The organism is Shewanella sp. 2_MG-2023 (assembly GCF_030548905.1).
Classification (GTDB): domain Bacteria; phylum Pseudomonadota; class Gammaproteobacteria; order Enterobacterales; family Shewanellaceae; genus Shewanella; species Shewanella electrodiphila.
The window spans coordinates 134,837-159,332 of record NZ_JAUOSO010000010.1 but is presented as its reverse complement, the minus strand read 5'-3'; the positions used below and the strand labels follow the sequence as shown (position 1 = coordinate 159,332).

Annotated in this window: 20 protein-coding genes; 12 read left to right on the top strand and 8 right to left on the bottom strand. The window is 41.5% G+C overall.

What is annotated here, in order from left to right:
• Positions 1-103: 103 nt before the first annotated feature.
• Together Q4600_RS11890 and Q4600_RS11885 are read left to right on the top strand one after the other, a co-directional pair.
• The gene (locus tag Q4600_RS11890) at positions 104-1,486 is read left to right on the top strand and encodes a sigma-54 dependent transcriptional regulator (RefSeq protein ID WP_102527012.1); all 1,383 of its coding nucleotides are present in this window, start codon (positions 104-106) and stop codon (positions 1,484-1,486) included.
• A 3-nt stretch (positions 1,487-1,489) separates the two neighbouring features.
• Positions 1,490-3,619 (top strand): HAMP domain-containing sensor histidine kinase, encoded by a 2,130-nt coding sequence (locus Q4600_RS11885; RefSeq protein WP_102527011.1) that lies wholly within the window; start codon positions 1,490-1,492, stop codon positions 3,617-3,619.
• A gap of 820 nt (positions 3,620-4,439) precedes the next feature.
• Here the strand turns inward: Q4600_RS11885 and Q4600_RS11880 are convergent.
• A complete protein-coding gene (locus tag Q4600_RS11880) occupies positions 4,440-4,895 on the bottom strand; it encodes a GNAT family N-acetyltransferase (protein WP_102527010.1) in 456 nt (151 codons plus the stop codon).
• Positions 4,896-4,959: 64 nt separating this feature from the next.
• Here Q4600_RS11880 and Q4600_RS11875 point away from each other — a divergent pair, with 64 nt between their 5' ends.
• Entirely contained in the window at positions 4,960-5,100 is a 141-nt protein-coding gene (locus Q4600_RS11875; RefSeq protein ID WP_229370550.1) for a hypothetical protein, read from the top strand.
• Between the two features lie 11 nt (positions 5,101-5,111).
• Here the strand turns inward: Q4600_RS11875 and Q4600_RS11870 are convergent, their stop codons facing one another.
• Both Q4600_RS11870 and Q4600_RS11865 read right to left on the bottom strand, forming a co-directional pair.
• On the bottom strand, positions 5,112-5,795 hold the full coding sequence (locus Q4600_RS11870; RefSeq protein ID WP_102527009.1) for a 7-cyano-7-deazaguanine/7-aminomethyl-7-deazaguanine transporter: 684 nt from the start codon (positions 5,793-5,795) through the stop codon (positions 5,112-5,114).
• Between the two features lie 259 nt (positions 5,796-6,054).
• Positions 6,055-7,356 (bottom strand): isochorismate synthase MenF, encoded by a 1,302-nt coding sequence (locus Q4600_RS11865; RefSeq protein ID WP_102527049.1) that lies wholly within the window; start codon positions 7,354-7,356, stop codon positions 6,055-6,057.
• A 405-nt stretch (positions 7,357-7,761) separates the two neighbouring features.
• On the opposite strand from Q4600_RS11865, the gene Q4600_RS11860 reads away from it, so the two are divergent.
• The 3 genes from Q4600_RS11860 (at position 7,762) to Q4600_RS11850 (ending at position 10,165) form a co-directional block, all read left to right on the top strand.
• Positions 7,762-8,940 carry an HD-GYP domain-containing protein gene (locus Q4600_RS11860; RefSeq protein WP_303516340.1) on the top strand — a complete coding sequence of 393 codons (1,179 nt, stop codon included), beginning with the start codon at positions 7,762-7,764 and terminating at the stop codon, positions 8,938-8,940.
• 160 nt (positions 8,941-9,100) lie between these two features.
• Entirely contained in the window at positions 9,101-9,763 is a 663-nt protein-coding gene (locus Q4600_RS11855) for a paraquat-inducible protein A (RefSeq protein WP_303516342.1), read from the top strand.
• A 180-nt stretch (positions 9,764-9,943) separates the two neighbouring features.
• Positions 9,944-10,165 carry a hypothetical protein gene (locus Q4600_RS11850; protein ID WP_303524401.1) on the top strand — a complete coding sequence of 74 codons (222 nt, stop codon included), beginning with the start codon at positions 9,944-9,946 and terminating at the stop codon, positions 10,163-10,165.
• 84 nt (positions 10,166-10,249) lie between these two features.
• On the opposite strand, the gene Q4600_RS11845 is transcribed toward Q4600_RS11850, so the two are convergent.
• Positions 10,250-11,188, bottom strand: coding sequence for a YeiH family protein (locus tag Q4600_RS11845; protein WP_102527005.1), 939 nt, complete (start codon positions 11,186-11,188; stop codon positions 10,250-10,252).
• Between the two features lie 192 nt (positions 11,189-11,380).
• On the opposite strand from Q4600_RS11845, the gene Q4600_RS11840 reads away from it, so the two are divergent.
• The 4 genes from Q4600_RS11840 to Q4600_RS11825 all read left to right on the top strand — a co-directional run bounded on the left by Q4600_RS11840 (position 11,381) and on the right by Q4600_RS11825 (position 17,415).
• Complete coding sequence (locus tag Q4600_RS11840; RefSeq protein ID WP_303516343.1) at positions 11,381-12,823, top strand: sigma-54-dependent Fis family transcriptional regulator; 1,443 nt, start codon at positions 11,381-11,383, stop codon at positions 12,821-12,823.
• Between the two features lie 190 nt (positions 12,824-13,013).
• A complete protein-coding gene (gene ccoG, locus Q4600_RS11835; RefSeq protein WP_303516345.1) occupies positions 13,014-14,519 on the top strand; it encodes a cytochrome c oxidase accessory protein CcoG in 1,506 nt (501 codons plus the stop codon).
• A gap of 210 nt (positions 14,520-14,729) precedes the next feature.
• Positions 14,730-15,566, top strand: coding sequence for a formate/nitrite transporter family protein (locus Q4600_RS11830; RefSeq protein WP_102527002.1), 837 nt, complete (start codon positions 14,730-14,732; stop codon positions 15,564-15,566).
• A gap of 70 nt (positions 15,567-15,636) precedes the next feature.
• Positions 15,637-17,415: a bifunctional protein-serine/threonine kinase/phosphatase gene (locus Q4600_RS11825; RefSeq protein WP_303516346.1), complete on the top strand. Its 1,779-nt coding sequence runs from the start codon at positions 15,637-15,639 to the stop codon at positions 17,413-17,415.
• A gap of 93 nt (positions 17,416-17,508) precedes the next feature.
• Here the strand turns inward: Q4600_RS11825 and cynS are convergent, their stop codons facing one another.
• The gene (gene cynS / locus Q4600_RS11820; protein WP_102527000.1) at positions 17,509-17,949 is read right to left on the bottom strand and encodes a cyanase; all 441 of its coding nucleotides are present in this window, start codon (positions 17,947-17,949) and stop codon (positions 17,509-17,511) included.
• A gap of 258 nt (positions 17,950-18,207) precedes the next feature.
• Positions 18,208-18,726, bottom strand: a complete 519-nt coding sequence (locus tag Q4600_RS11815) for a malate synthase (protein WP_102526999.1) — start codon at positions 18,724-18,726, stop codon at positions 18,208-18,210.
• 198 nt (positions 18,727-18,924) lie between these two features.
• On the opposite strand from Q4600_RS11815, the gene Q4600_RS11810 reads away from it, so the two are divergent.
• A complete protein-coding gene (locus Q4600_RS11810) occupies positions 18,925-20,448 on the top strand; it encodes a DUF3612 domain-containing protein (RefSeq protein ID WP_229370557.1) in 1,524 nt (507 codons plus the stop codon).
• Between the two features lie 28 nt (positions 20,449-20,476).
• On the opposite strand, the gene Q4600_RS11805 is transcribed toward Q4600_RS11810, so the two are convergent.
• Both Q4600_RS11805 and Q4600_RS11800 read right to left on the bottom strand, forming a co-directional pair.
• The gene (locus tag Q4600_RS11805) at positions 20,477-21,115 is read right to left on the bottom strand and encodes a type 1 glutamine amidotransferase (protein ID WP_303516348.1); all 639 of its coding nucleotides are present in this window, start codon (positions 21,113-21,115) and stop codon (positions 20,477-20,479) included.
• A gap of 24 nt (positions 21,116-21,139) precedes the next feature.
• Positions 21,140-21,916: a hypothetical protein gene (locus Q4600_RS11800; RefSeq protein WP_303516350.1), complete on the bottom strand. Its 777-nt coding sequence runs from the start codon at positions 21,914-21,916 to the stop codon at positions 21,140-21,142.
• A gap of 568 nt (positions 21,917-22,484) precedes the next feature.
• Here Q4600_RS11800 and Q4600_RS11795 point away from each other — a divergent pair.
• Positions 22,485-24,437 (top strand): BCCT family transporter, encoded by a 1,953-nt coding sequence (locus Q4600_RS11795; protein WP_303516352.1) that lies wholly within the window; start codon positions 22,485-22,487, stop codon positions 24,435-24,437.
• Positions 24,438-24,496: the final 59 nt, after the last annotated feature.

Below are 24,496 nucleotides of genomic sequence, written 5' to 3'. Positions count from 1 at the left end.
ATTGTCCCACGGGTCTAATTCTGTAGGGCAAACTGACCCACAGCTAGATTTTTAATGGTACGATAATGTTAAATCTAGTCAAAATGTCCAAAGTAGAAGCCATATGAACAATAATGAATCAAATTCAAAACCACTACCGACTGCTGTTTCGGTTTTGATTGTTGATGATGAACCAGGGATGCGTAGCTTCCTTAGAAAGGCATTATCAAAGAAATTTGCGTTAGTCGAAACGGCTTCAACGATTGAAGAAGCTGAAAAGCTTCGTAGCCGCGGCCATTTTGACTTACTGATTGTCGATATCCGTCTACCTGATCGTTCGGGCATAGAATGGCATGAAGCCTTAAACGAAAAAGAACGCCGCTCAGATATCATCTTTATGACTGGCTATGCCGATATGGATGTGGCGATTAAAGCCTTACGAGCTGGCGCATCTGATTTCATCATGAAACCATTTCATTTAGAGCAAATGATGACATCGGTGGACCGCTGTATTGAAAGACGCTTACTTAAGCGTGAAAACTTTATGTTGCGCCGAGAGCTATCCAGTGGCCATTCAACCACCATGATTGGTAACAGTGATGCAATGGTTGAAGTTAAACAGGTTATTGAGCGCGTAGCGCCAACCAATGCAGTCGTTTTGATTGAAGGCGAATCAGGTACAGGTAAAGAATTAGTTGCAAGACAATTACATCAACTGAGTGGTCGTACAGGTCCCTTTGTGCCAGTTAACTGCGGCGCTATTGCGCCAGAGCTATTAGGCAGTGAACTGTTTGGGCATACTGCGGGGGCATTTACAGGTGCAAAAGGTAATCGAGAAGGGTTATTTCACTTCGCCACTGGTGGCACCATTTTTTTAGATGAAATTGGCGAGATGCCAATGAAAATGCAAACTGCGTTATTGCGAGTACTTGAGCAAAAAGCGATTAGACCAGTAGGTAGTGAGAAAGAAGTCGCTATTGATGTCAGGGTATTAGCTGCAACCAACCGTACTTTATCTGAGGAAGTTGCCGAAGGGAATTTCCGGAGTGACTTGTACTATCGTTTGAATGTCTTAAATATTTTAATTCCACCGCTGCGTACTCGCCCTGAAGATGTGATTGAGTTAACCCATCACTTTACCTGGCAGCTTGCTCGTGAGCTTGGAGTTAAAGAAGTCGTATGGAGTCATGAAGATTTGCAGGTACTGCAGCAACATGAGTGGCCAGGTAATATCCGTGAACTGCGTAATATGATTGAACGCTGCATTTTATTGGGTAAGCCACCGGCAGAATACTGGAAGAAAAATGAACAAGCAGAAGTGGTAACGCAAGCAGGCTATCCACTCAGTTGGCCGCTAAAGGAAGTTGAAAAGCAACATGTCATGAGCGTTGTTGATGCTCATAGCGGTAATAAGTCTGCAGCAGCAAGAGATTTAGGTGTTTCGCGTAAAACACTGGATCGTAAATATAAAGAATGGTTTGAAGTCGAATCGGATAAGGAAGACTAAATCGTGTCTGTTTTTAGTCAGTTTTTTGGAGTCAGTTGGCAGCAAATGCAGGCCAAGGTGCGTTATCGCATCCTGATATTAACTCTGTTACCGATTTTACTTACCTTGATCAGTTTAGTTTTCATCACTATTTACTGGAATATCAGCTACACAGGCAAGCAGCTGTTTATGAAAGTAAAAGCTGATTTAACTGTGGCAACCAACACCTTAGAACAGGTTCAAAAGCAACAAGAGATTCAACTACTTAATGTTAGTAAGTCTTGGGATTTTCAAAATGCATTCCTAGAAGTCGATAAAGGGAATCAAAGTGAGTTAGCCGCGCTCAATCGTTACCTCAAACAGCAAAAAGATATTCTTCAGTTAGATGTCTTACGATTAATCAGGCTCGAAGAAGCGAATGCCGATCCAGATTTACGTCAGATGTTGCCTAGAGTTGAAAACAAAGCCTTATCAGGTTTAATGGTGTTATCTGCTAAACGATTAGACAGGTTAGATCCGAGTTTAGCTAAACTCGCAAGGGTGCCATTGTCTGCAACTATGCGTGCAGAAGAGCCAACAAAGCTTGCTGAAACTCGGGGCATGTTAAGCCGGACACTGCTGCCGATTGCTGATGAATCAGGTCAAGTAAGCTGGTATCTGGATGGGGCAACATTGTTCAATCGAGATACGGTTATTGTCGACCACATCCGGGATCTTGTTTACGATAAAGGTACATTACCTGAGCGCTCAATAGGCACCGTGACTATCTTTTTAGATAACGCACGGATTAGTACCAATGTGCCTATGGACATGTTCTCTCCGAATAAAGATCTCCAATCACGGGCGTTAGGCACATTAGTATCCGAAGAAGTTCGTCAAAAGGTGTTGGTTGACGGCACGCCATGGGTTGATCGTGCTTTCGTATTGAATGATTGGTTTATTTCAGGTTACTCACCGTTAGAAGATGTTCGTGGAAAACGAATAGGTATGATTTACACCGGCTTTTCTGAAGCGCCATTCATTCACACCTATATCTTAAACATCATCGAACTGGGCACCATATTAATGTTAGTGCTCTTGGTGTCTGGCTTTCTGGTGTATCGAGGAGCAAATAGCTTACTTGAACCAATCGAACGTATTCACCATGTGGTAAAAGCGGTGCAATCAGGCCGAGATTTGCGGATTGGTGAGCTTGGGTTAGATAGGGATAATGAGCTATCCAATCTTGCTGAACAATTTGATCATATGTTGGATTTACTGCAGCGCCGTAACTTACAGATACAGTCGGCTGCTGAGCAGCTTGAAGTCAAAGTAGAAGAGCGAACTCGCAGCTTGCAAGACAAAACTGAAGAGTTACAACGCAATGTGGCCTTACTTAATGAAACTCGCCAACAGTTAGTCACCAATGAAAAGCTGACAGCATTAGGTGAGTTAACTGCTGGTATTGCCCATGAGATTAATAATCCGACGGCAGTGATCTTGGGTAACATGGAGTTGATGAAATACGAACTTGGCCCCAATGCAAATGTGGTCGAAGAAGAAATTGAGTTAGTGATCCAACAGGTTGGTAGAATAAGCACGATTATTCGCAGTTTGTTGCAATACAGCCGTCCTGGTGAATTTAATGCCCCACTAGAGATGCATCAAGTACAGTCAATGATTGAAGAAGTGTTAGTTCTGGTTCGACATTCGATTGAAAAGCAAAAAGTAGAACTGATTCAGCAAGTCAATACAACCGCAGAGGTCCAAGTTAACCGCCCTCAGGTTATTCAGGTGTTGATTAATTTAGTGGTCAATGCTGCTCATGCAATTGAGAGTAAAGGCAAGATCTGGATTAGAGCTGATGACTGGATAGAAAATGGAAACGTGGTGGGCGTAAAAGTAGAAGTAGAAGATGAAGGTGTGGGGATTGCACCAGAGCGCTTAAGTCGAATCTTCGATCCATTTTACACCACCCGCAAGGATGGAACAGGTTTAGGCCTATCGTTGAGCTACGGTATTATTAAGCGCATTGGCGGCACCATTGAAGTTAAATCGACATTAGGAAAGGGCACTGTTTTCTCTATTGGTATTTATAATAAAGCCAAAGAAGAGCAAGCGGATAATCCTTATGATGGCTTACATTTTGGTGCGGTAGATGACACGAATGGCTAATTTATGGGAGTCATTTAATCTTATGCGACAAATGTTATGTGGCAAGTGTGATGTGACAAATGTGGTACAGCTAAGGCGTAACACGAATTATAGGCAAAAAAAAGCCGGGTGATGAACCCGGCCACAAAGAGTGTGTGAGCAATGTCGTGCTTGCATACTCAGTAGGGGTAATAGGAGATGAAGCTATTATCTTAACTGAGCTTTGGAACGCACATAAACAATAATCATTCTCATTATCGTTTGCAATCATTTATTCAAATTAATTACCTACTTTACATTCTCTTTACAACCTTTTTAGTCTCTGCCGTATTGATTTTTAGTCTTATTTTTAGTTTTTTCATTCAAAAACAAACTGTTACATAAGTTGTATATATGTCGTATCCAAGGGGATCAAATGTGGGTGTTTGCATGCTCATTAATGGAAAGTCGATTAGGGAAATAGATAACGAGAGGGCGTTTAACGAAAGAGCTTAATCTGTGCTATTCACTGAACGATAATAAGAAAAGATATAATCGGAAATTAAAAGCTGACTACAAGGCACGAGTAGAGGTTTTTAAATCACTAAATTTTAGGCGAAAAAAAGCCAGGTGATGAGCCTGGCGTTTAAAGAGTGTATGAGCAATGATGTGCTAATTCAGCGTGTTTAATAGGAGATGAAGCTATTAACATTACTGAGTTTTGGAACGCAATTAAATAGTAATCATTATCATTTGCGTTTGCAAGTCAATTGCTCAATATTTTTCAATTTTGTTATAAAAAAGCACCGTAATTGAAAATACTCTTCATTTTTCATTTCATAAAAGTCGTTAAGCCAATGATTTAAAGCGACTTTTGTAAATGTAATTTATTTTTAGCAATATTGCTGTGGCTTTCAACCTGTGTGATCTGATATTGATTCGCCACTAACATATTCAGCATCGCTTTGTATTGATTACGGGTTTTCACTTCTAGACGACTAAACCCCTGTGCTGCAGCCCATTTCTCTTGGTATTCAAGCATAGATTTTGCTAGACCAATATTTCTGAAATCAGCCACTACACCACCTAACCAACTGTAGAAGCAATGCGCTTCAATTTGGTACCCCAATTTAAAACCAGCCAGCTCACCTTCAACATAAGTCAGTAGAATTAAGCTGGTCTTGTTACTCAGCCTTTGCTCAATAGATTCAATCGTTTGAGCACGATCTAATTCACTAATTTGAGCCGTTAATAAGGCAATTTTTTCAGCTAGCTCAGCTGTCAGCTCTGTATGAGCTTCGATTTGGATATTTAACATTTAATCTTCCGCAAGGCCGATAAACTTAGCATGCTTACAGTAGAACTTTTCTGAACTATCTAGCATGGATAATTTAAACGGTAAAAAACACCTAAGCATTATATCTCATCGTACCAGTTGGGTCGTGGTAGTGATTAAAAAGTGCAGTATCGATCAAATTATCGCCAATCATTTTGAGCTTAAGCAAGACGAAGGCGATAAATAGTGTCGATATAGCTAGGTTATAGCTGGTTTATCGCCGTTATTCTCTTCCGTGTTTGCGCTGGTAGTAATCAGCTTTTCGCTGAGCACTTTGAGCAATACACCGTAAGCAGGCAGGAACAAACCTAAACTGACAATAAGTTTAAATGCATAATCCACCATGGCAATTTCAGGCCAGTGTTGAGCCATAAAGGTATCTGTAGAGGCATAGAAAGCCACACTGAAGAAGACAATAGTATCAACGAGGTTGCCAAATAAGGTTGATGCCGCAGGGGCAATCCACCATGCTTTTGCTTTACGCATTTTGGCAAATACAGTGATATCCATTAACTGACCGACTAAGTAAGCGACAAAGCTGGCGAAGGCGATACGAAATACAAACTGGTTCCATTGAGCTAATGAATCAGTACCTTGAAAAGCGCCATTATGGAAAATAACCCCCATAACGTAGGAAATCACAAGCGCTGGCAACATAGCTTTAAAAATAATACTTCGAGCCGCTTTTTGACCAAATATTCTGACCGTTAAGTCGGTGGCTAAATATACAAACGGAAAGCTGAAAGCACCCCAAGTGGTGTGATAGCCAAATATCTGAAAAGGGAGTTGTACCAAGTAGTTACTGGCACAAATAATAATGATATGAAAACTGACAAGAAACATCAGTGCTCGACGACATTGCGCCTGCGTTAGTTTTAACATGTTGTAGCCTTTTTATTGGGTTAGACGGGGTGAGGGAACCCGTATTTGAATGAGGTTGGCAGTGTTATTTGATTGATTATCGCGAACGTTTTGCTCTTTATCCAAATTGGATTAAAAATCGTCAGCTACGCCAAGGAGGACGCATTATAGAGAGCAAAAATTAAGATGCAACTATCAATTGTGTTTTTTGGTGTTTAGTCAGCTAAACCTAAGCACTAGTTAAGTAGCTAGAGTGTAAGTAGCTAAAGTTAGCAGAGCGTTATAGCTCGACCAATATGGATAAAATAGTGGTGAGTTTATTTTCAAGCTCTTGCCATTCAGCAAGAGGATCTGAGCCTGCGACAATACCAGCACCTGCAAACAGGTTAATTCGTCCCGGTTCGATTAAGGCGCTGCGAATAGCCACCGAAAATTCACTTTCATATTTGTTCAAATAACCACAAGCGCCGGCATACCAACCGCGATTATATCCTTCACGTTGGCGGATAAAACTGAGTGCCGATTCTTTTGGTAAACCGCCAACCGCAGGTGTTGGGTGTAAGCCTTGAAGTAACTGAAAGTCATTAACGCCAGCTTTTAACTCTGCGCGAATTGAGCGGTGTAAATGCTGAATATGGGTGAGTTTAAAGATTTTAGCTGATTCATCAGCACCTACATAATTGCTCAGAGGGGTGAGTACATCAACAATCTCTTGTCTAACCAATTGGTTTTCATGGCTGTTTTTTGAGTCTTCTAAAAGCTGTTTAGCTAAAAATTCATCTTCTTCCTGATTGAGCCCACGCACAGTCGTCCCAGCTAATGCTTCAGTAAACAATTCTTTTTGTCTACGCAAATATAAGCGCTCAGGCGAGCATGATATAAAGGTTCTGTCTGGGCTGAACTGAAAGCCAAATTGGAAACTATTTGGGTTTCTGCCTTGCCAACATGCCAGCACCATCCAAGGGTCGACAACATCATTAATTTCAAGTTGAGTTTGACGAGACAGCACTACTTTAGGTGTGGTTTGATTGAACTTGGGTTGAGTGACCTGTTCAACCAGCTCTTTCCAACGCTGATAATTAGGTAAGTCGCTACGGCCCATCAATGGCAGTTTATTAGGTGGTGATAGCGGTTTGGCTGGCTTTAATTGCTCTATTGCTTCTATTGCAGCATCGCATTCAGTTTGTTGATCAGTATCTTCAAAATTAAGGTTGACCAAGAGTTTGACAATATTGCCATGACGTCGAAGTTCGATACGTGGCAGCACAAAGCGTGTGCGCCCAAAATCAGGCCAGCATTCTACTGTGCGATCAAACGCGACGCCGCCATAATAGCGAATATCTTGATTACTGCTTTTACCGCGTTGTGATTGGTAAATCGATGACAGTAATTCATCATCAATTTCTTGTTCTTGTTTGAAGTCTTTACAGGCGCCAATAGCGGCAACTTCTTCCTGTTTATCACGCCCATGCCAATAAATTCGTGGATACTGTGTTTGAGCACCTAACCAAGACAGTAATGGAATTGACTTTGCTTCCACAGAAATCTGCACTATGTGTTCTTTGGCGTGAGCCAACTTCATAGCGTTTAGCTTGTCGATTAACTGGCTAAATTGCTCAGAAAAAATGTGGCTAGGCAACAAAGACTCCAATAGTTGATAACTCAAATTGATGAAATGAGGAAGAGTAATATGGGTTTATGTAAATTATGCCTTAAGTTAATGAAGGGTTCAAAAACTGTCAATCTTAAGCCGCAATTGCTGTGATCTTAATTGCTAATATAATCTATAAAAATGGGCGATAATGATAATCAATCCCGCTAACTGCCTGAATTTGAACACTGTTAAAGATTAGTACATTTTATTTGGAGTATTTAGTCGAGACAGGATAAAATAACGATACTAAATTTACATATTTAACATTTTAAGTCATAAGTATTAGCATTATTCACTACTACTTCTTTACCGTATTCGGAGATTTACCCGTTAATGAGTCAGATTGATGAGTCAAAAGATGTCATTCGCATTCCAGTAAGCCGCTTAGGTTTAGGGATGTTTGTGGTAGCGATTGACCGTAAAGAAAGCAAAGTGGCCATTAGCAATGCAGGACAAATTAAGCATCGTGACTCAATTGCGAAACTCGATAAAGCAGGTATCAAAACTGTTTGGGTGGATGTTGAGCGTTCATCTGATAGTTGTGGCTTAAAGAAAAATAATTCAGCTAAATTAGCACGAAAACCAGTAGCTACCCGCGAAACCAAGCAAACTCAAGCGAAGAAAATTCTCTCTGAGGCGAAAAACCTCGTGCGTAAAGTGCTGTCTGAAACTTATGAAGGTAAAGCGGTTGAAGTCGCGCCTTTTGAAGATATTGCAGACAAAATGATTGAATCAGTGATGGATGATGCCGATGCATTAAAGTGTGTTTCAGCGTTAAGAACAAAAGATGCCTATTTACTTGAGCATTCTGTCAATGTGGCATTTTTGCTGGTGACATTTGGTAAGTATCTAAATCTCGATAAAGCATTATTGAAAGAAATGGCTGTGGGAGGAATTTTGCATGATATTGGTAAAATTCAAGTGGATAACAAGATCCTCCACAAACCAGGCAAACTGACTGATGAAGAGTTTGAAGAAATCAAAATGCATCAGGTGTACGCAAGAGATATCATGCAAGAAACCACTGGTTTATCGCAAGTGAGTAAAGATGTTTGCTTAATGCATCATGAAAAGCTAGATGGTAACGGTTATCCCAATGGCCTTAAAGGTGATGAAATACCACAACATGGCCGTATGAGCTGTATTGTTGATATCTTTGATGCCTTGACTGCCACTCGTTGCTATAAAGAAGCAATGAGTCCTGCGGCTGCGTTTAAAATCTTAATGAAGTTAACCCCATTTCATCTCGATCAAACACTCGTTTATGAGTTCATCCGCTGCGTCGGGATTTACCCTGTGGGTTCACTAGTGCAATTGTCTGATGAAAGAGTTGGCATTGTGTGGGAATCAAAGGGACGTGATGCATTAAACCCTGTGGTGAAGTGTTTTTATTCGCAAAAGCATCGACGTTATACCGATGTCACCTTTGTTGATTTACGTAAATCAGATTTAAATATTGAGCGGGGTATATCTCCTCGTTCTCTCGAAGTCGACCCTAGCCCATTTTATTAATTCACAATAAATACAAACGCTCAATGAACACTCATGTGAGCGTTTGAAGTTAATTACTTACCCGTATTTTTTGATTGTTCCCATTCACCAGCGTCACCCTTTTTAGCTTTCTTGTTGTATATTCCCTTTGACTTACTCTCAATCCATTTTCGGAGATAAAATGAAATCTTTGGTTAGCATTATTGTCATTCTACTTTCTTTAGCGTTGCTTATTCCTGGGGTGACACAACCTATTTTGACCATTCAAGGCAGCATCGAAAAAGCTGAGTTGGTTGAAACTGGGGTCAATATGTTTACCGAAAGCCTGTCTGAAAGTTCACGTGGCAATGCAAGGAGCATGATGGACATGGCGATAAGTATGTTTGGTTTCGACACTATTGAAGGTGAAGTTGAGGTGTTTTATAAAACCCGCAGCATTGTCGATACTGTCAATGAGCTTTATCAGTCAAATAATGTGCTTGTCGCCGCTTTAGTTGGCATATTTAGCATGGTGTTTCCTGCATTAAAGCTACTCCTCATGCTGGTTATTTGTTTACCATGGTTTTCTCGTCAGCAGCAAAGTGTGATTAAGGTGATTAGTGCAATCGGCAAGTGGTCAATGGCAGATGTATTTGTTGTTGCCTTGATTATTGTATATATGGCGGGTAATGCTTCAGCGGGAATGGGGGAATTATTAAAGACCACTGCTCAATTTGAACCTGGCTTTTATTTTTTCAGCGCTTATTGCGTCTTTTCAATCGCCAGTCATTGGATGGTTACGAGTATATTTATCAACTCAGCAGAAGATGTGTCTCATAAATTAGCTAACAGCCACACGGCGTAAATTCTGAGACGGCTTAGCTATTATTTTTGTATTACTTATTGAAAAAGTTACTATTTAAATTATCCAATAACCCTGTCTTTAAGTAACTACAGTGTAATTCAGCATAACTTAGAAATAATCAGTATTGGCGGCTTAAATAGACTCTTCCGATAATTGCCTTGAGTATCCTAAATCGAGGCAATGATGATTTCATTGTTTAAAGCAGGGTTAAAACCCCAATCTAAAATAAAAATATACAAAGCTATCGCGATTATCAGCTTGTGCATTATTGCTATTGTTGCTTCTGTGCAAACAACAGGACTAACCCGTGCGGTGATAGAGCTATTAGCTTTTGGCGGGCTTATTGGACTTGCGTTAGCTAAGCCCTATATTCAGACACAAGCATCACAGGACGCTGAGTAGCGACCTCCCAGCAATATTCACATTGCTAGATTTCGTGCTGCTTTAATGTTTTTCCTATCCTTCACTATCCTTCACTATCCTTCACTATCTTATCCATAAAATATAACCCAGTGATGAACTACCAATGGCTAGCCAGAGTAGTACGCCTAACAACAGAGGCTTAGGTCCATTGGCGCGCATTTTACTGACTGTGATACCCGCACCAATCAAGAATAAACACACAATCAATAATTGCTTCGACACGCTAAAAAGCACGTCATAGACAGGTTGGCCTTGGGGAATAAAATAAGCCGTTAAAATAGCTAAACAATAAAAACCAATAAAGTACGGAATAGATATTTTTGACTTATCACCACCAAACGCGATGGCGCTGAGTAAAGCGATTGGAATTATCCACAAAGCGCGAGCTAGCTTAATCGTGGTTGCCGTTTTTAAAGCTTCATCGCCATAAGCTGACGCAGCGCCAACAACTGAAGAAGTATCGTGAATCGCAATCGCGCTCCAAACCCCAAAGTCATACTGGCTCAATGATAATGCATGACCAATAGTTGGAAAGAGGAACAATGCGGCTGAATTGAGTAAAAAAATACAGGCGAGCGATACAGCAATTTGATCATTCTTAGCATTAATCGCAGGCGCGACAGCGGCAATCGCGCTGCCACCACAAATCGCGGTGCCACAGCTAATCAAGTGGCCAGTTTTATCTTCTAACTTCATTAATCGGGTTAACCCGAAACCCAATATAAGGGTGAAAAAAATAGAGCCAACGATTAAGCCTAAGTTATTGCTACTTGCAGAAATTGCTTCAGGTAAATTAATACCAAAACCTAAGCCGACAATAGAATAAGCCAATAGCTTTTTGGTGACTTTATTTAAATCGATACTGACTGGTACCATACCTAAGCTGGCAAGAGTAAAGCCCATTAGCAAGGCTATTGGAGAGGAGATAATTGGCGTTAAACATATCAAACCTACAGCAATAAATAGCCATAATTTGAATTGCGCAGAAAAACCACTAGTCATGAACAGTCACTCAAAAAATTGATAGTCTATTGTAGCAATTCGAAAGACATTGAACGATAACAGAAGATGAAAAACCATCAGCTAGAATAACTTTTGTCGTGTTGCGGCGCTTGAGTGATATTTTAATCGCGAAATATCGTGACTTGATTATAATAACCGCACTAATGATGAGTTTTACAGATGGTATTAGAGATGACAACGTCAGCAAAATTAGCTACTCCCCACTTTTTGCCTGAGAACACTTTGTTGCTAAATGCGATAACCGAAGGTGTTTACGGCTTTGATCTCAATGGCAATGCCGTATTTATTAACCCAGCAGCAGAACAAATGACAGGCTGGGAAAGTGCTGAATTAATTGGCAGAAATATTCATGACTGTCATCACCATAGTCACGCAGACGGTAGTCCTTATCCTCAGCATGATTGCCCCATTTACCGCACCTTGCACGATGGTGTTGCTCGTCAGGTATCGGAGGATGTTTTTTGGCGTAAAGATGGCACTAGCTTCCCCGTTTATTATAGTTCTACCCCTGTTTATGATAACGGTGTGTTGATTGGAGTCATCGCGATATTTCGAGATGTCAGTATACAAAAACATACCGAAGACTCACTGCGCGAGGCATTAGCACAGGTGCAGGCACTGTCGGAGCGACTTGCCTCTGAAAATCAATATTTACTTACTGAGCTTCAAGGAAAGCAAGGTGCGATGGGGTTATCTGGTAACAGCCAAGCAATTAGCCATTTAACTCAGCAAATCAACCTAGTGGCTAATACCGACAGTACCGTGTTGATTTGCGGCGAGAATGGCACAGGTAAAGAGCTGGTGGCACGAAGCCTTCATCAATTAAGTCACCGAAAAGATCATCCTTTAGTAAGCGTGAACTGTGCGGCTTTTTCAGCATCGATATTAGAAAGTGAACTGTTTGGTCATGAAAAAGGCGCTTTTACTGGTGCTGTTAGCAGACGTAAAGGTCGATTTGAGTTGGCCCATAATGGCACCTTATTTTTAGATGAAATTGCCGAATTAAGCCTTGAAGCCCAATCAAAGCTTTTGCGAGTAATTCAAGAGCAGGCCTTTGAGCGAGTCGGCAGCAGCGAAACGATTAAGGTCAACATTCGACTAATCGCCGCAACTCATCACGATTTGCAAGCACGAGTGGAGCAAGGCTTATTCAGAATGGATTTGTACTATCGACTCAATGTGTTTCCTATTATCGTGCCGCCCTTACGACAACGTCGTGAAGATTTACCTGCATTAGTCAGCGACCTAGTCGCTTCTTTAAGTCAGAAATTAGGCAAGAAAATCACCAAAGTGAGTGCCCAGGGTTTAAAGAAACTTCAGCAATATGCTTGGCCTGGCAATGTACGTGAACTGCAAAATCTAATTGAGCGCGAAATCATTCTGACGCAAACTCAAATGCTTGATTTTAAGAGCTTATCGCTTAATTCTGCTCAACAAGCTGATTTATCGACTAGTCAATCCCTCACTATGGCGCAAGCTGAAGCTGCACATATTGTCAAAACGCTTGAGGCTACTCAATGGCGAATTTCTGGGGCTCATGGCGCAGCTGCCATGCTTGATATGCCGCCAAGTACCTTACGTTCAAGAATGAAGAAGTTATCCATTAGCCGCTAGATGATTTGGTTAAACAGAAAGATAAGTTCGATTGAGTCACGGTATATCGCCAATTGGTGATATGTCGTGACTTGTTAAGTAGCAGATATTATTTATAGTGATTAAAATCAGGTGGTTATGTTTTTATTGTGATTGGCGCAGGTTTTGCTATTTAGCTTACAGCTAATAAGAGAAAACTAGGAACCACACAATGTCAGATCCAGTATCGTCAGAGCCAGTATCAAGTCGGTTACCCACTTCTTCCACCCTGCGTATTCCCGTTGTTAATGTTAGCGCTTCAGGCAAAATTCATGTGCGGGAACAGCAAGGCGTGTTTCAAAAGATCCGTCAGCACACTAATACTTTGCTAATAGCCATATTTTTCATTATCCCTTTCATCAATTTCAACGGGCGTCAGGCTATTCTGCTTGATGTGACCGAGCAGCAGTTTTTCTTTTTTAATATTACCTTGTGGCCGCAAGATTTCACTGTGTTGGCCTGGGTGTTCATGGCCGCGGCATTCGCGCTGTTTTTTGTCACTGTGTATTGGGGCCGAGTTTGGTGCGGTTTTTTATGTCCGCAAACTGCCTGGACAGCGATGTTTATGTGGGTTGAAGCGAAAATTGAAGGTAATCATCATCACCGTACTGCATTAGATAATGCGCCGTTATCTGCATCTAAAGTGGGCAAAAGGTTGTCAAAGCATACTGCTTGGGCATTCATTGCATTAGTGACAGGTTGTGGTTTTATGGGGTACTTCATGCCTGCACGCGACTTGTATATTGATATTTTCACTTTTAGCAGCGGTTTTTGGACCGGAGTCTGGGTGTGGTTTTTTGCACTCTGTACTTACTTAAATGCGGGTTGGATGCGAGAGATGATGTGCTTGCATTGCTGCCCTTATTCACGATTTCAGGCGGTGATGTTTGACTCGAACACTAAAACGGTTAGTTATGACGCGGCTCGAGGTGAAAATCGTGGTCCTCGTAAGCGCAATAAAAGAGGAACAGACATCGACAAAGTCGTTAAACCTGAAGGTTTAGGTGACTGCGTTGATTGTCATTTGTGTGTCGATGTTTGTCCAACTGGTATTGATATCCGTAATGGACTGCAATATGAGTGCATTAATTGTGGTGCCTGCGTTGATGCATGTAACCAAACGATGGAAAAGTTTGGGTATCAGCCAAACCTTATTAGCTTTACCAGCGAAAATGCCCTTGATAAAGGCCAGAAACCGTCTATCTGGTCAGTCAAAGCGCTGGGCTATGCGAGTGCGCTATTAGTGATGTTGGTGCTCATTGTGATGGATTTGAATAGTCGCACTGATATTCAATTAAATGTAATTCGTGATCGCCAAAGTCTGTATCGCGTGATCAATAGTCAGTCGGATAATGAAGTGATAGAGAATAGTTATTTACTGAAAATACGTAATAAAACTCAGCAAGCTGCTTTTTATAATATCAGTATTGCTTATGACAATTTGTCTGCTTATGAATTTGAGATTGAAACCGAAACCTTGGTATTGATTAAGGCGGCTGAACAGTTGGAATATCCAGTAACGGTCACAAGTGTAATGAGAGATAATCTTGGCATGACAGCAGGTAATGCACGTGATGAACTCACTTTCTTGATCACTGAAGTGAATTCAGCGGCTGAAATTGACTCTCAAAAACCGTTAAATCAAGTGTCTCAAGAATCGCGGTTTTTTAGGCCTTAATAGATAAAAAAGAACAATAAATACAAGATACAGCGGGAAAATTGTAACGTTCCATTTTAGGGCGAACTGAACAAATAACGAACTATTATAGTGCTTTAGATAAATAACTTATAGCATCACAATATGTTAACAACTTGTTTCTTTTGGTTTTTTAATAATGGCATAGAACTGGCAAAACATGATCAGAATTAAGTCTAGGAGTGTGTAGCTATGTCGTATATTGAACCAAAAGAGTTCGCCGTAAAAATGGTCGATTCAGGTGAGCAGAAAATCTTCATGTCAACCAAGGACACTTTAGTCCGTGCCTTTATGGCAGGGGCAATTTTAGGTCTGGCGGCATTTTTTGCCATAACTGTGATAGTTAAGACAGGCAGCTTACTTACGGGATCAATTTTGTTCCCTGTAGGTTTTATTATGCTGTATTTAATGAAGTTTGATCTATTGACTGGGGTATTCACTCTGGTGCCATTAGCAGTGTTAGATAAACGAAATGGTTGTACTGTCGACCAAATGCTGCGTAATTGGGGTTTAGTGTTTGTGGGTAACTTTGCCGGCGCCCTTACTGTGGCCTTTTTTGCATCGTTCATTTTGACTTATGGATATAACACCGATGGTGGTGTGTTGGCTGCGAAAGTCAGTAGTATTGGTGAGTCACGAACCTTAGGTTATCAGGAACATGGCTTTGCTGGATGGATGACCATTTTCATCCGTGGCATGTTATGTAACTGGATGGTATCTATGGGGGTTGTTGGTGCAATGATTTCAACTTCAGCAAGTGGCAAAATGATGGCGATGTGGATGCCGGTGATGTTGTTCTTCTTTATGGGGTTTGAGCACTCAATTGTGAACATGTTCCTGTTCCCATTCTCGATGATCATGGGGGGGGACTTCACTGTAATGGATTACCTTGTTTGGAATGAAATCCCTACCGCGCTTGGTAATTTAGTTGGTGGATTTGTGTTAGTTGGTTTACCGCTTTATCTTACTCATGTAAAAGAAAGCCCAGCACGTAAGCGTGAACAAGCACGCCGCGAAAAGCTTGCATAAGCTTTTGATGATTAATGCTCTGTGCCATTAAGCAGGTTTAGCTTACGGTAGCAGAGCATTTTTATTTTCTATGTCTAAAACACTCAAACTGACCATTGGCCAACATAGCGTTAGCGGGGTTAAACCTGTTAACCAAGATTGCTGTGGCAGCCGACAGCCGAAAAGCCCACAGCTTAATAGTAAAGGTGCCGTGGTCGCAATTGCCGATGGTATTAGTAGCAGTGACGTCAGTGATATTGCTAGCGAAACCGCGATTAGTAACTTTCTTCATGATTACTATGCAACCTCTGACGCTTGGTCGGTTAAAACCTCCGCACATAAAGTCTTACAGGCCTTAAATCATTGGTTGTTTGCTCAAGGCCAACAAGGCCTGAACCGCCATGATGCGAATAAAGGTTATGTCTGCACCTTCAGCGCATTAGTGCTTAAATCTAATACCGCGCATTTATTTCACTGTGGCGATTCACGTATTTATCAATTAAGTGGTCAGTCATTTGAGCAATTGACTAAGGATCATCGCCGTTATGTTGGTGATACAAGTTACCTGAGCCAAGCATTAGGTATTAGTCCATTGTTAAGCTGTGATTATCATGCTCATCCGGTTAAACAGGGCGACATTTTTGTGCTCACGACAGACGGAGTACATGAGTTTTTATCTGCTAAAGTCATTGCTGATGCGATTATTCAAGAGGTCGAACTAGGGCAGAAAAGGGCTAGTGCAGTTACAACTCCTGTTGATAAAAAAGCTATTGATGCAAAAGGTGCTGATTTTGATCGAGTTGCGCAAGACTTGGTGGCGCAAGCGTTGGCTGCTGGGGGGGATGATAATCTGACAATCCAAATTGTCAGCGTTGATGAGTTGCCCAGCCATGAGGTGAATGAGTTTAAACAATTGTTGACTCAACTGCCTTTACCGCCCGCTTTGCATAGCGAACAAGAGTTCGAAGGCTTTACCATTCAGCGTGAATTGTATGTTAGCAGTCGCAGTCGAGTTTACCTTGCTCAGGATAAAGCATCAGGCCAGCGGGTGGTCATTAAGGTTCCTTCTGATGAAATGCGCCACAATGAAGGTCATTTAGAAACCTTGTTAATGGAAGATTGGGTGGCACAAAGAGTATCTAACACTCACTTATTAAAATCATTCGTATCAACATCGCCTAAACAATACCTTTATACAGTAACTGAGTATGTTGAAGGCTGTACTTTGGCCCAGTGGATCCATGACCACGCCCAACCTGACTTAGACACAGTGAGAAATCTGGTTATTCAAATAGCCCGAGGCTTACAAGCTTTGCACCGACAAGAAATGGTTCATCAAGACCTACGCCCTGAAAATATTATGATAGATACTGCAGGTGTGATTAAAATTATCGACTTTGGCGCGGCGGCAGTGGCTGGAATCATTGAAACCCAAGGGGTTGATGATCACATGCTAGGCACCGCACAATACAGTGGTCCAGAGTACTTTATTGGGGAGTTAGGGGATAATCGCAGTGATATTTTCTCACTGGCGGTGATTACCTATCAGATGCTCACTGGTTATTTACCCTATGACGCGAATGTTGCTAAGGCGACAACATTAAAAGCGCAACAAAGTTTGCGATATATTCCAGCACGAAGTCGAAATGCTGTCGTGCCTCACTGGGTTGATTATGCACTTGAAAAAGCCCTGGCAGTGGATCCCGCAAAGCGCACCGCAGAAGTATCTGAGTTTATTTATAACCTCAAATACCCACACCCTAAAGCGACTCGAGAGAACGTGCCTTTTATTGATAAAGACCCGATTTTATTTTGGCAGCGGTTATCTTTGTTGTTAGGGCTAGGATTAGTCATTGCTTTGCTGAATTAAGCTGAATATGACTTAATGTAAATAGCTAACCCCAAGGTTTCAAAGTTAATAGTATTTACTCAACCGCTCAGCTTAATTCATTTTTAACGATAATTACCAAGCTTTATAAGGCAAAAACTTACCATTCATGGTGATCACCACTCTGTCGCCCTTCGGATCTGTTTGCTTTTCAACATCCATAGAGAAATCAATGGCGCTCATAATGCCATCGCCAAACTGTTCTTGGATGACTTCTTTAAGTGTTTCACCGTAAACACCAACCACTTCATATAAACGATACACTAGCGGATCTTGTGGTACATCACGTTGCCATTTTTTGGTGGGATAGGCCTTAAGTGCAGCTTGTGATCCTGCAGGAAGCTCCAGTAACTGGCACAGTTTTTCTGCCACTTTCTCTGGCATGCTATTCATCCCTAAACAAGCAGACGTGACCCAAACACAGCCCATTCCTAATTCATCAGCAATATTTTGCCAACTTAATTGACGTGCATGTTTTGCTAATACAATGGCTTCAACGACTTGTTCTTTATTCATTTTATATTCCTATAGGGATGGTAAACACAGATAAGACGTCGCAAGAGTTAGACCATGATTGAACCTATTTAAAATCAGTGGTTTACTATTTTAAATTGTAGGGTCGCGTCTGTTTTAGTGCAAGAACAGCAAATTATTGGTGCGATATTATTGGTGTGATAAATGATGAGGAACTCTTTAAAGGGTGGCGGTAGAATTGTTGATAACAAAAAGGCTGACAATTATGTCAGCCTTAATAACAGTGTTTACTAACGCTTACTAACGCTGATGCATAGCGTAATCGGTACCGTCTTTAGCGGTAAATACTTTGCAATTTCCTTCAGTTGGTAAACAGCGAGAGTGCAACATGCTTACCCATTGCTTGTAAGGTGTTGGTAGGTTTTTAATTGGCAATGCAACTTGTATATCTTCAATGTGTGCAGGGTCGTTTGCACCTAGTTCGCCATTTCGATCAAAACTTACTTCAACATGGGTATCGTTGTTTTTTAGTACGATAGAAGTTGGATCACTTTTATGACCGGTTAGCGCAACAAATTGACAAGGATTTTGTAATCCACATTGGCTGCCATCTTTCATAAACGCTAAAAGATGCGTGTAGTAAATAACATAGCTACTGACATCGGCATGTGAGCCTTCTGTTAGTGGAAAATTGTCATCTAAAAATACTTTCGCATTGTTAATTTTATCTGCGTTAGTACTGGTCGCCACAAATTGTTCTTCAATGAAGTTGTTAAGGTTGTGAGCGGCTGTGTTGGTGTGCATTGTTGTCATAGTCATAACCTTATCCTCTTCGCTTGGGTCATTACACTGACTGGTTGTTTAACTCAGCTCAGTGTTACTTCTATTTATTTCTGATTCATGTTGTAAGTTCAGTAAGCAAATCTTAAAAACTGTTTCCCGATTGCTTAATTTGTAGTCTAGAGTATTTTTCACTACAATTTCACAATAAAAATTTTACACTGTGAATTTTACAAAATGCGTAATGATCAAAGCTTAATGAGAAAGTCACATTTTCTTGGCACCAAGATTCGAAATCTACGTAAACGTAATCACCTGACCATGGAAGATTTATCGGCCAGGTGTATTCGTGTCGATTCCAGTTCTGCGCCTTCGGTATCGTATCTGTCGATGATAGAGCGAGGTAAGCGTGTGCCCAGTGCCGGGATGTTGGCTGTGATTGCGACAGTGTTTCAAAAAGAGGTGGATTGGTTCTTAGATGACATGCCTGAAGAGCAATCCATTACGCCAGAAAAAGGTCGCCGTGGTGGTATAAGTGGCATGCCACTTGAGCCCAGCTTCTTATTTTCAAATGATATTCTACAGATTGCGATCCCTGAAATGTTGTCACAAACCGGCACATCAGGAAGGCAATTTGCGCAGTTACTTATTCGTGCTCATCAAGAGCATCATCAGAATCACTTCCCTGATCTTGAACGCGCCGCAGAAGATATCGGCAAGAAACAAATGCCATTAAGCGCCGATGAAATGCTCAGTACAGCTAAAAGTATGGGGCTAAAAATTAAGTGGATTGATGAAATTCCTACTGAAGTCTTGGATGAAACAGGGGCGAGTTCTGCGCGGCTGACGACATCATTTTTTGAACCGCCAGCGACAATTTTTATTAATAAAGCCCTAAAATCTAATGCGCCAAGATTGAAATATGACCTAGCAGTGCATATTGGTCATTGTGTTTTACACAATAAAGATGGCTTAAAAAGTGTCATGACTTCAGGGCGACGTGTTGAGGCTGATGACGATGCCACCATGCAATCAAATACCCTAAATGCGCAAGATATTTTGCACGCTTGGCGTGATTTTGAATCTAGCTTTTTTGCAGGAGCATTGTTGTGCCCTAAGGTGCCATTTAGACAGCTACTTGACCGCCACGGTTACGAGATTGATATCCATAAACAATTGCAAGTTTCGGCTTCTGTGGCGATGAGACGGATGACGGTGGTTTCGCCTTATCCGCATTGGCATTACTTTGATGCTTATGCGCCAGGAAAGCTTAAGGCCGTTTATCGTGGCAATGGTATTCCACTGCCTTGGGGTAACATGCGCATTGTTGAAGACCCTTGTCATCACTGGGCTGTGTTTAGAAAAATCAATGAGCCTTCAACAGGCACATCAGCGCAAATATCGATTTTGAATGTGGGTAATGAACCGCGAATTTATTGTTGTGAATCGATAAAAGTAGATGATTCCGCAGGTAACCCACATGTGTTGTGTGCTGGGATTGATCTGAACCCTGCCATTGAAGCACAAGGTAAAGATGCGGTTAAAATTACCGAAGATTTAAAGCAAGCCTGTGTTGAAAATGGTGGCTTAGTGGCGATTCCAAAAGCCATTAAAGCGGATCTCACTAGTGTGGCTAAAATACTCAATATTAATTGGATTGAACGTGGTATCGAAAATGATGCTAGGGTGATTTGTTCACGTGGTGCAGTGTGTCCACGTCAGCCAAGCTGCTACGCCAGTGGCAAAGCGCAGTGTGAATAAGCCCTATGCAGAGCATAGGGCTTACCAGTTAAGTAAACATACGATTAAGCAAATTATTAAGCCAAGTATCGAGCTGTAGTTGGGCTGATAACATTTGCCCATCATTGTTATTAAATGGACAGTCATCGCCAAAAGCGAGTTGTAGCTGCACGATTTGTGCTGTATCCCACTCAGGGTGAAATTGCACACCCACTTGCCGCTGATGATGGAACATTTGCTGCGGCCAAAGGGAAGAACTTGCCGTAATTGTTACTGCAGCATCTGTGAAATTAAACCCTTGATAATGCCATTGAGGCACCTGCAGCAATTGGTTATTATCAAAAAGCACTCGCTGCCAGCCTAATTCTGGCTTTTTCAACGGGCTTAAGCTTGCGCCCAATGTTGAAGCTAATAACTGGGCACCTAAACAAATTCCTAAAATAGGCATGTTACGCTGAACAGCTTGGTTGATAAGTGCCAGCTCTGCTTGCATCCAACAGGGACTATCGACCACATCCATTGGCCCACCTAATATGATTAATCCATCTATTTCATCTAATCTAGGTAAGCAGTTATTCGGCGCCATGAAGTGCACCAAAGTGTGCCCCTCAATGCTGGCCCAATCAGCAATTCTCCCAGCACCCTCGGCTGGGTGATGTTGGATTATTGCTATGGTTAAATTTGACATATGTTTTCCCTAATCGTCATTCCACTACTGCAATTCACCTGTTTCAAGGTAAATCTCAATTAGCTGTTCAGGCGACATTGATAAGTGCTCAGCTAATTCAACCTTTGATGCGTGCAATGAATTTGATAATTCTAGGGTTATCGGAGCCGTGAATGGCCCAGCTTGTTTTTCAGTTGTAAGTTGCTCAGTAAGTGCAGAATTCACTTGATAAGTCATTGGTCGGTCTGGGTTTAATACCCGTAAAAGGTGGTCGGCTTCAGGCCTGTTTTCAAGTAATTTAATTAAAAACTGATTCTGGCTTTGGTTAGAGGCTGCAATCATTATGTATTGAGCAATGTTGGTCTTCTCTTGGGCGGTTTGCATACTGAGCTCAGTAAAGATGATCACTTTATCGATAATAATCTTCTGCGATGAGAAGCGTGATGTTCCACCTCGCTCAAAATGTCCCTCTACAACCTCTATTTGTAAATGGGTGAGAGGGCTATCGCTGTTGGGATGTAAGCGCATTAAGTCAAAGGGCTTAGGGACAATCGTCCAAAGTTGTTCAGACTGGGTTGATTGTTGCGCTAGCTGCTGTTTGACCGCTTTGTCGGTTGCGGCATCACTAAAGTGAAACTGCATGACCATTTGTACATTATGAGGTTGATGATACATGGGCAAATGCGATGCAAACAAGCCATCATCGCCACCGAATAAGGTCATGCCGTGCAAACCAAAATGGCTGTCATTTGCATGGGAGGTGGGAGAAATAAACTGGCTGATGAAGATAAAACATACTGCGATAAATCTGAGGTTGTACATTGTCGGCTCCTATCTGGAAAATAAATCAGATGGGGCCGTCCCCGGATGAATATCTACTGGCATACATCCCTTATGTGGAAGGTATAAGTAAATTGAGGTCGTCCTCAAATACCATTTTACTACAAACTAATAACAATTCGTAGATGTAGAAATAAGTAGATAACTTGTCATAAATCTCGAGAGCGCTTTGAATCGTTAGATGAGTGGATAACAGGTTAGAAGATTGAGAGAGGGGGACATTTTTGCTCGATAGGCGTGGTTCATTTCATACTGCATAAGCAGGGTTACTTTTGGCTTCAATAAAAAATGTTCGCTGTTTGAACTCGCTCACATCTCGGATAAGTTTGTAACAAAATTTTGTCGACAGTTTACTAAATTAACATTATTTTAGCGTGCCTGTATTGCCGTTAATGTCATAAGCATTAGACAACCTGGCGTTTTAACAACGGTTCACGCACAGTATTCCAACTCTTCAAAAAGTAAACCTACCTGGCTGTCTCGCAGCATGGGGAAGCACGTGTGGTGTGGACTCTCTCAAATGAGTTTTTAATTGTTTCGGACAATGAAAATGAACAAACACTTCGAGCTTATCGATAAACCGACCTTTTTTGGTGCGTTAATATTACTTTTTTCAGTTGTGATCCCCTTGATGATATTCCCTGTAGAGGGAGCACAATGGATTGCAGTGGCTAAAACCTTCATGACAGATAAGTTAGGCTTTGCTTACCTTGCTCTGGGGTTAGCGGCATTTTTCTTTATGATCTATATCGTTTTTTCTGATATTGGTCAGATTAAACTAGGCGATCCAGATGAATCGCCAGAATTTGGTTTAGCCTCTTGGGCTGCAATGCTTTTTTGCGGTGGCATTGGTGCCAGTATTTTATTTTGGGGCACCATTGAATGGGCTTATTACTATCAAAACCCACCTTTTCAATTAGAGCCAGGTAGCGAAGAAGCTATTCGTTGGGCTGCCACCTATGGTCTATTTCATTGGGGACCGATTGCTTGGTGTATCTATATGATCCCAGCAATCCCAATTGCCTACTTTTTCTATGTTCGCAAACAGCCGGTGTTGAAAGTCTCTGCTGCGTTAATGCCAGTGATTGGCGAAGCCCACAGTTTTGGTAAAGTGGGAAAGTTTATCGATATTCTGTTTATCTTTGGTCTGTTAGGAGGTGCGGCAACGACACTTGGTTTAGCTGCGCCATTGATCAATGAAGGTATTAGTTACTTATTTGGCATCCCTACTACGACAGGTAGCCAAATTGGTGTGTTGATGCTGTGTACTGCTATTTTTGCCTATTCAGCTTATATGGGCATGGATAAAGGGATTAAAATTCTTAGTAATATTAATTTCTGGGGTGCATTAGGGTTATTACTATTTGTGCTGGTGTGTGGTCCAACCATTTTCATGCTAGAAACTGGCTTAGACTCCATTGGTCGAATGCTATCAAACTTCTTTGTGATGGCCACGTGGGCAGAGCCTTTTGGCGGCCTAGGGACATTTGAAAATACTCACTTCCCACAGGATTGGACTATTTTTTACTGGGCTTGGTGGTTGGTTTTTGCACCTAGTATGGGGCTGTTTGTTGCGCGAATTTCTCGTGGAAGAACCATTAAACAGATGATTTCTGGTGCGGTGTTCTTTGGTTCGCTTGGTTGCTCAATGTACTTCATTATTCTGGGTAACTATGGTTTATCATTGCAGTTATCTGGTCAATTGGATGTGGTGTCAATCCTCAATACTGAAGGGGCTACCCGAGCAATTTTTGCTATTTTAGAGCAATTGCCTTTTAGTACGCTGGTTATAACGGTATTTACTCTACTGTGTATCATTTTCACTGCTACTACATTTGACTCTATTTCCTATATTTTGGCGTCTGTCGTGCAAACCAACGTAACCGACGATCCTCTACGCTGGAACCGACTTTTCTGGGCTTTTACGTTATCCCTCATGCCTTCAGCATTGATGTTTATGGGCGGTTTAGCCACGTTACAAACTGCTGCCATTGTTGGTGGTTTACCCTTGCTAGTGATTGCAGTCATGCTGATGATTTCTGGTGTTAAAGCGGCTTCGTTAGATTTGAGTCATCAAGATGACTATGTTGACCCTGTGATTAATATTTCTGATCTGCCTGATGTTGATCCATGGAGCAAAGAAGGCCAAGCTTTGGCTCGTTTTGAACTCTTACGGGACAATGCTATTGAAGCGGCCAACTCAGAGCGTGAAGCTAATGAAGCCATTTGGATGTTGAAAAAACAATTACGAAAAGAGGCATTATCTCGCGGTGAATCTAGTGTCGATTTAGGAGATGCACCAGATGATATTATTGCTAACTTGCAGCAGCTTAATGTAGATGCTTTAAAAGCAAAAGAGGCAAAACTTGCAGCATCTGAACTTGCACAGCAGGCTCGTGTCGCCTTTGATGTTTTGATGAGAGAAAAGGAAGAACAAGAGCTGTTACTTGAACAAGAAGAAGTAAAACTTGCGATTCAAGCAAGACTAAACTCGCAAAGCTAATTAGGATTAATTTGCTGAAATTAAGCCACAAAAAAGCCGCTATTAAGCGGCTTTTTTAT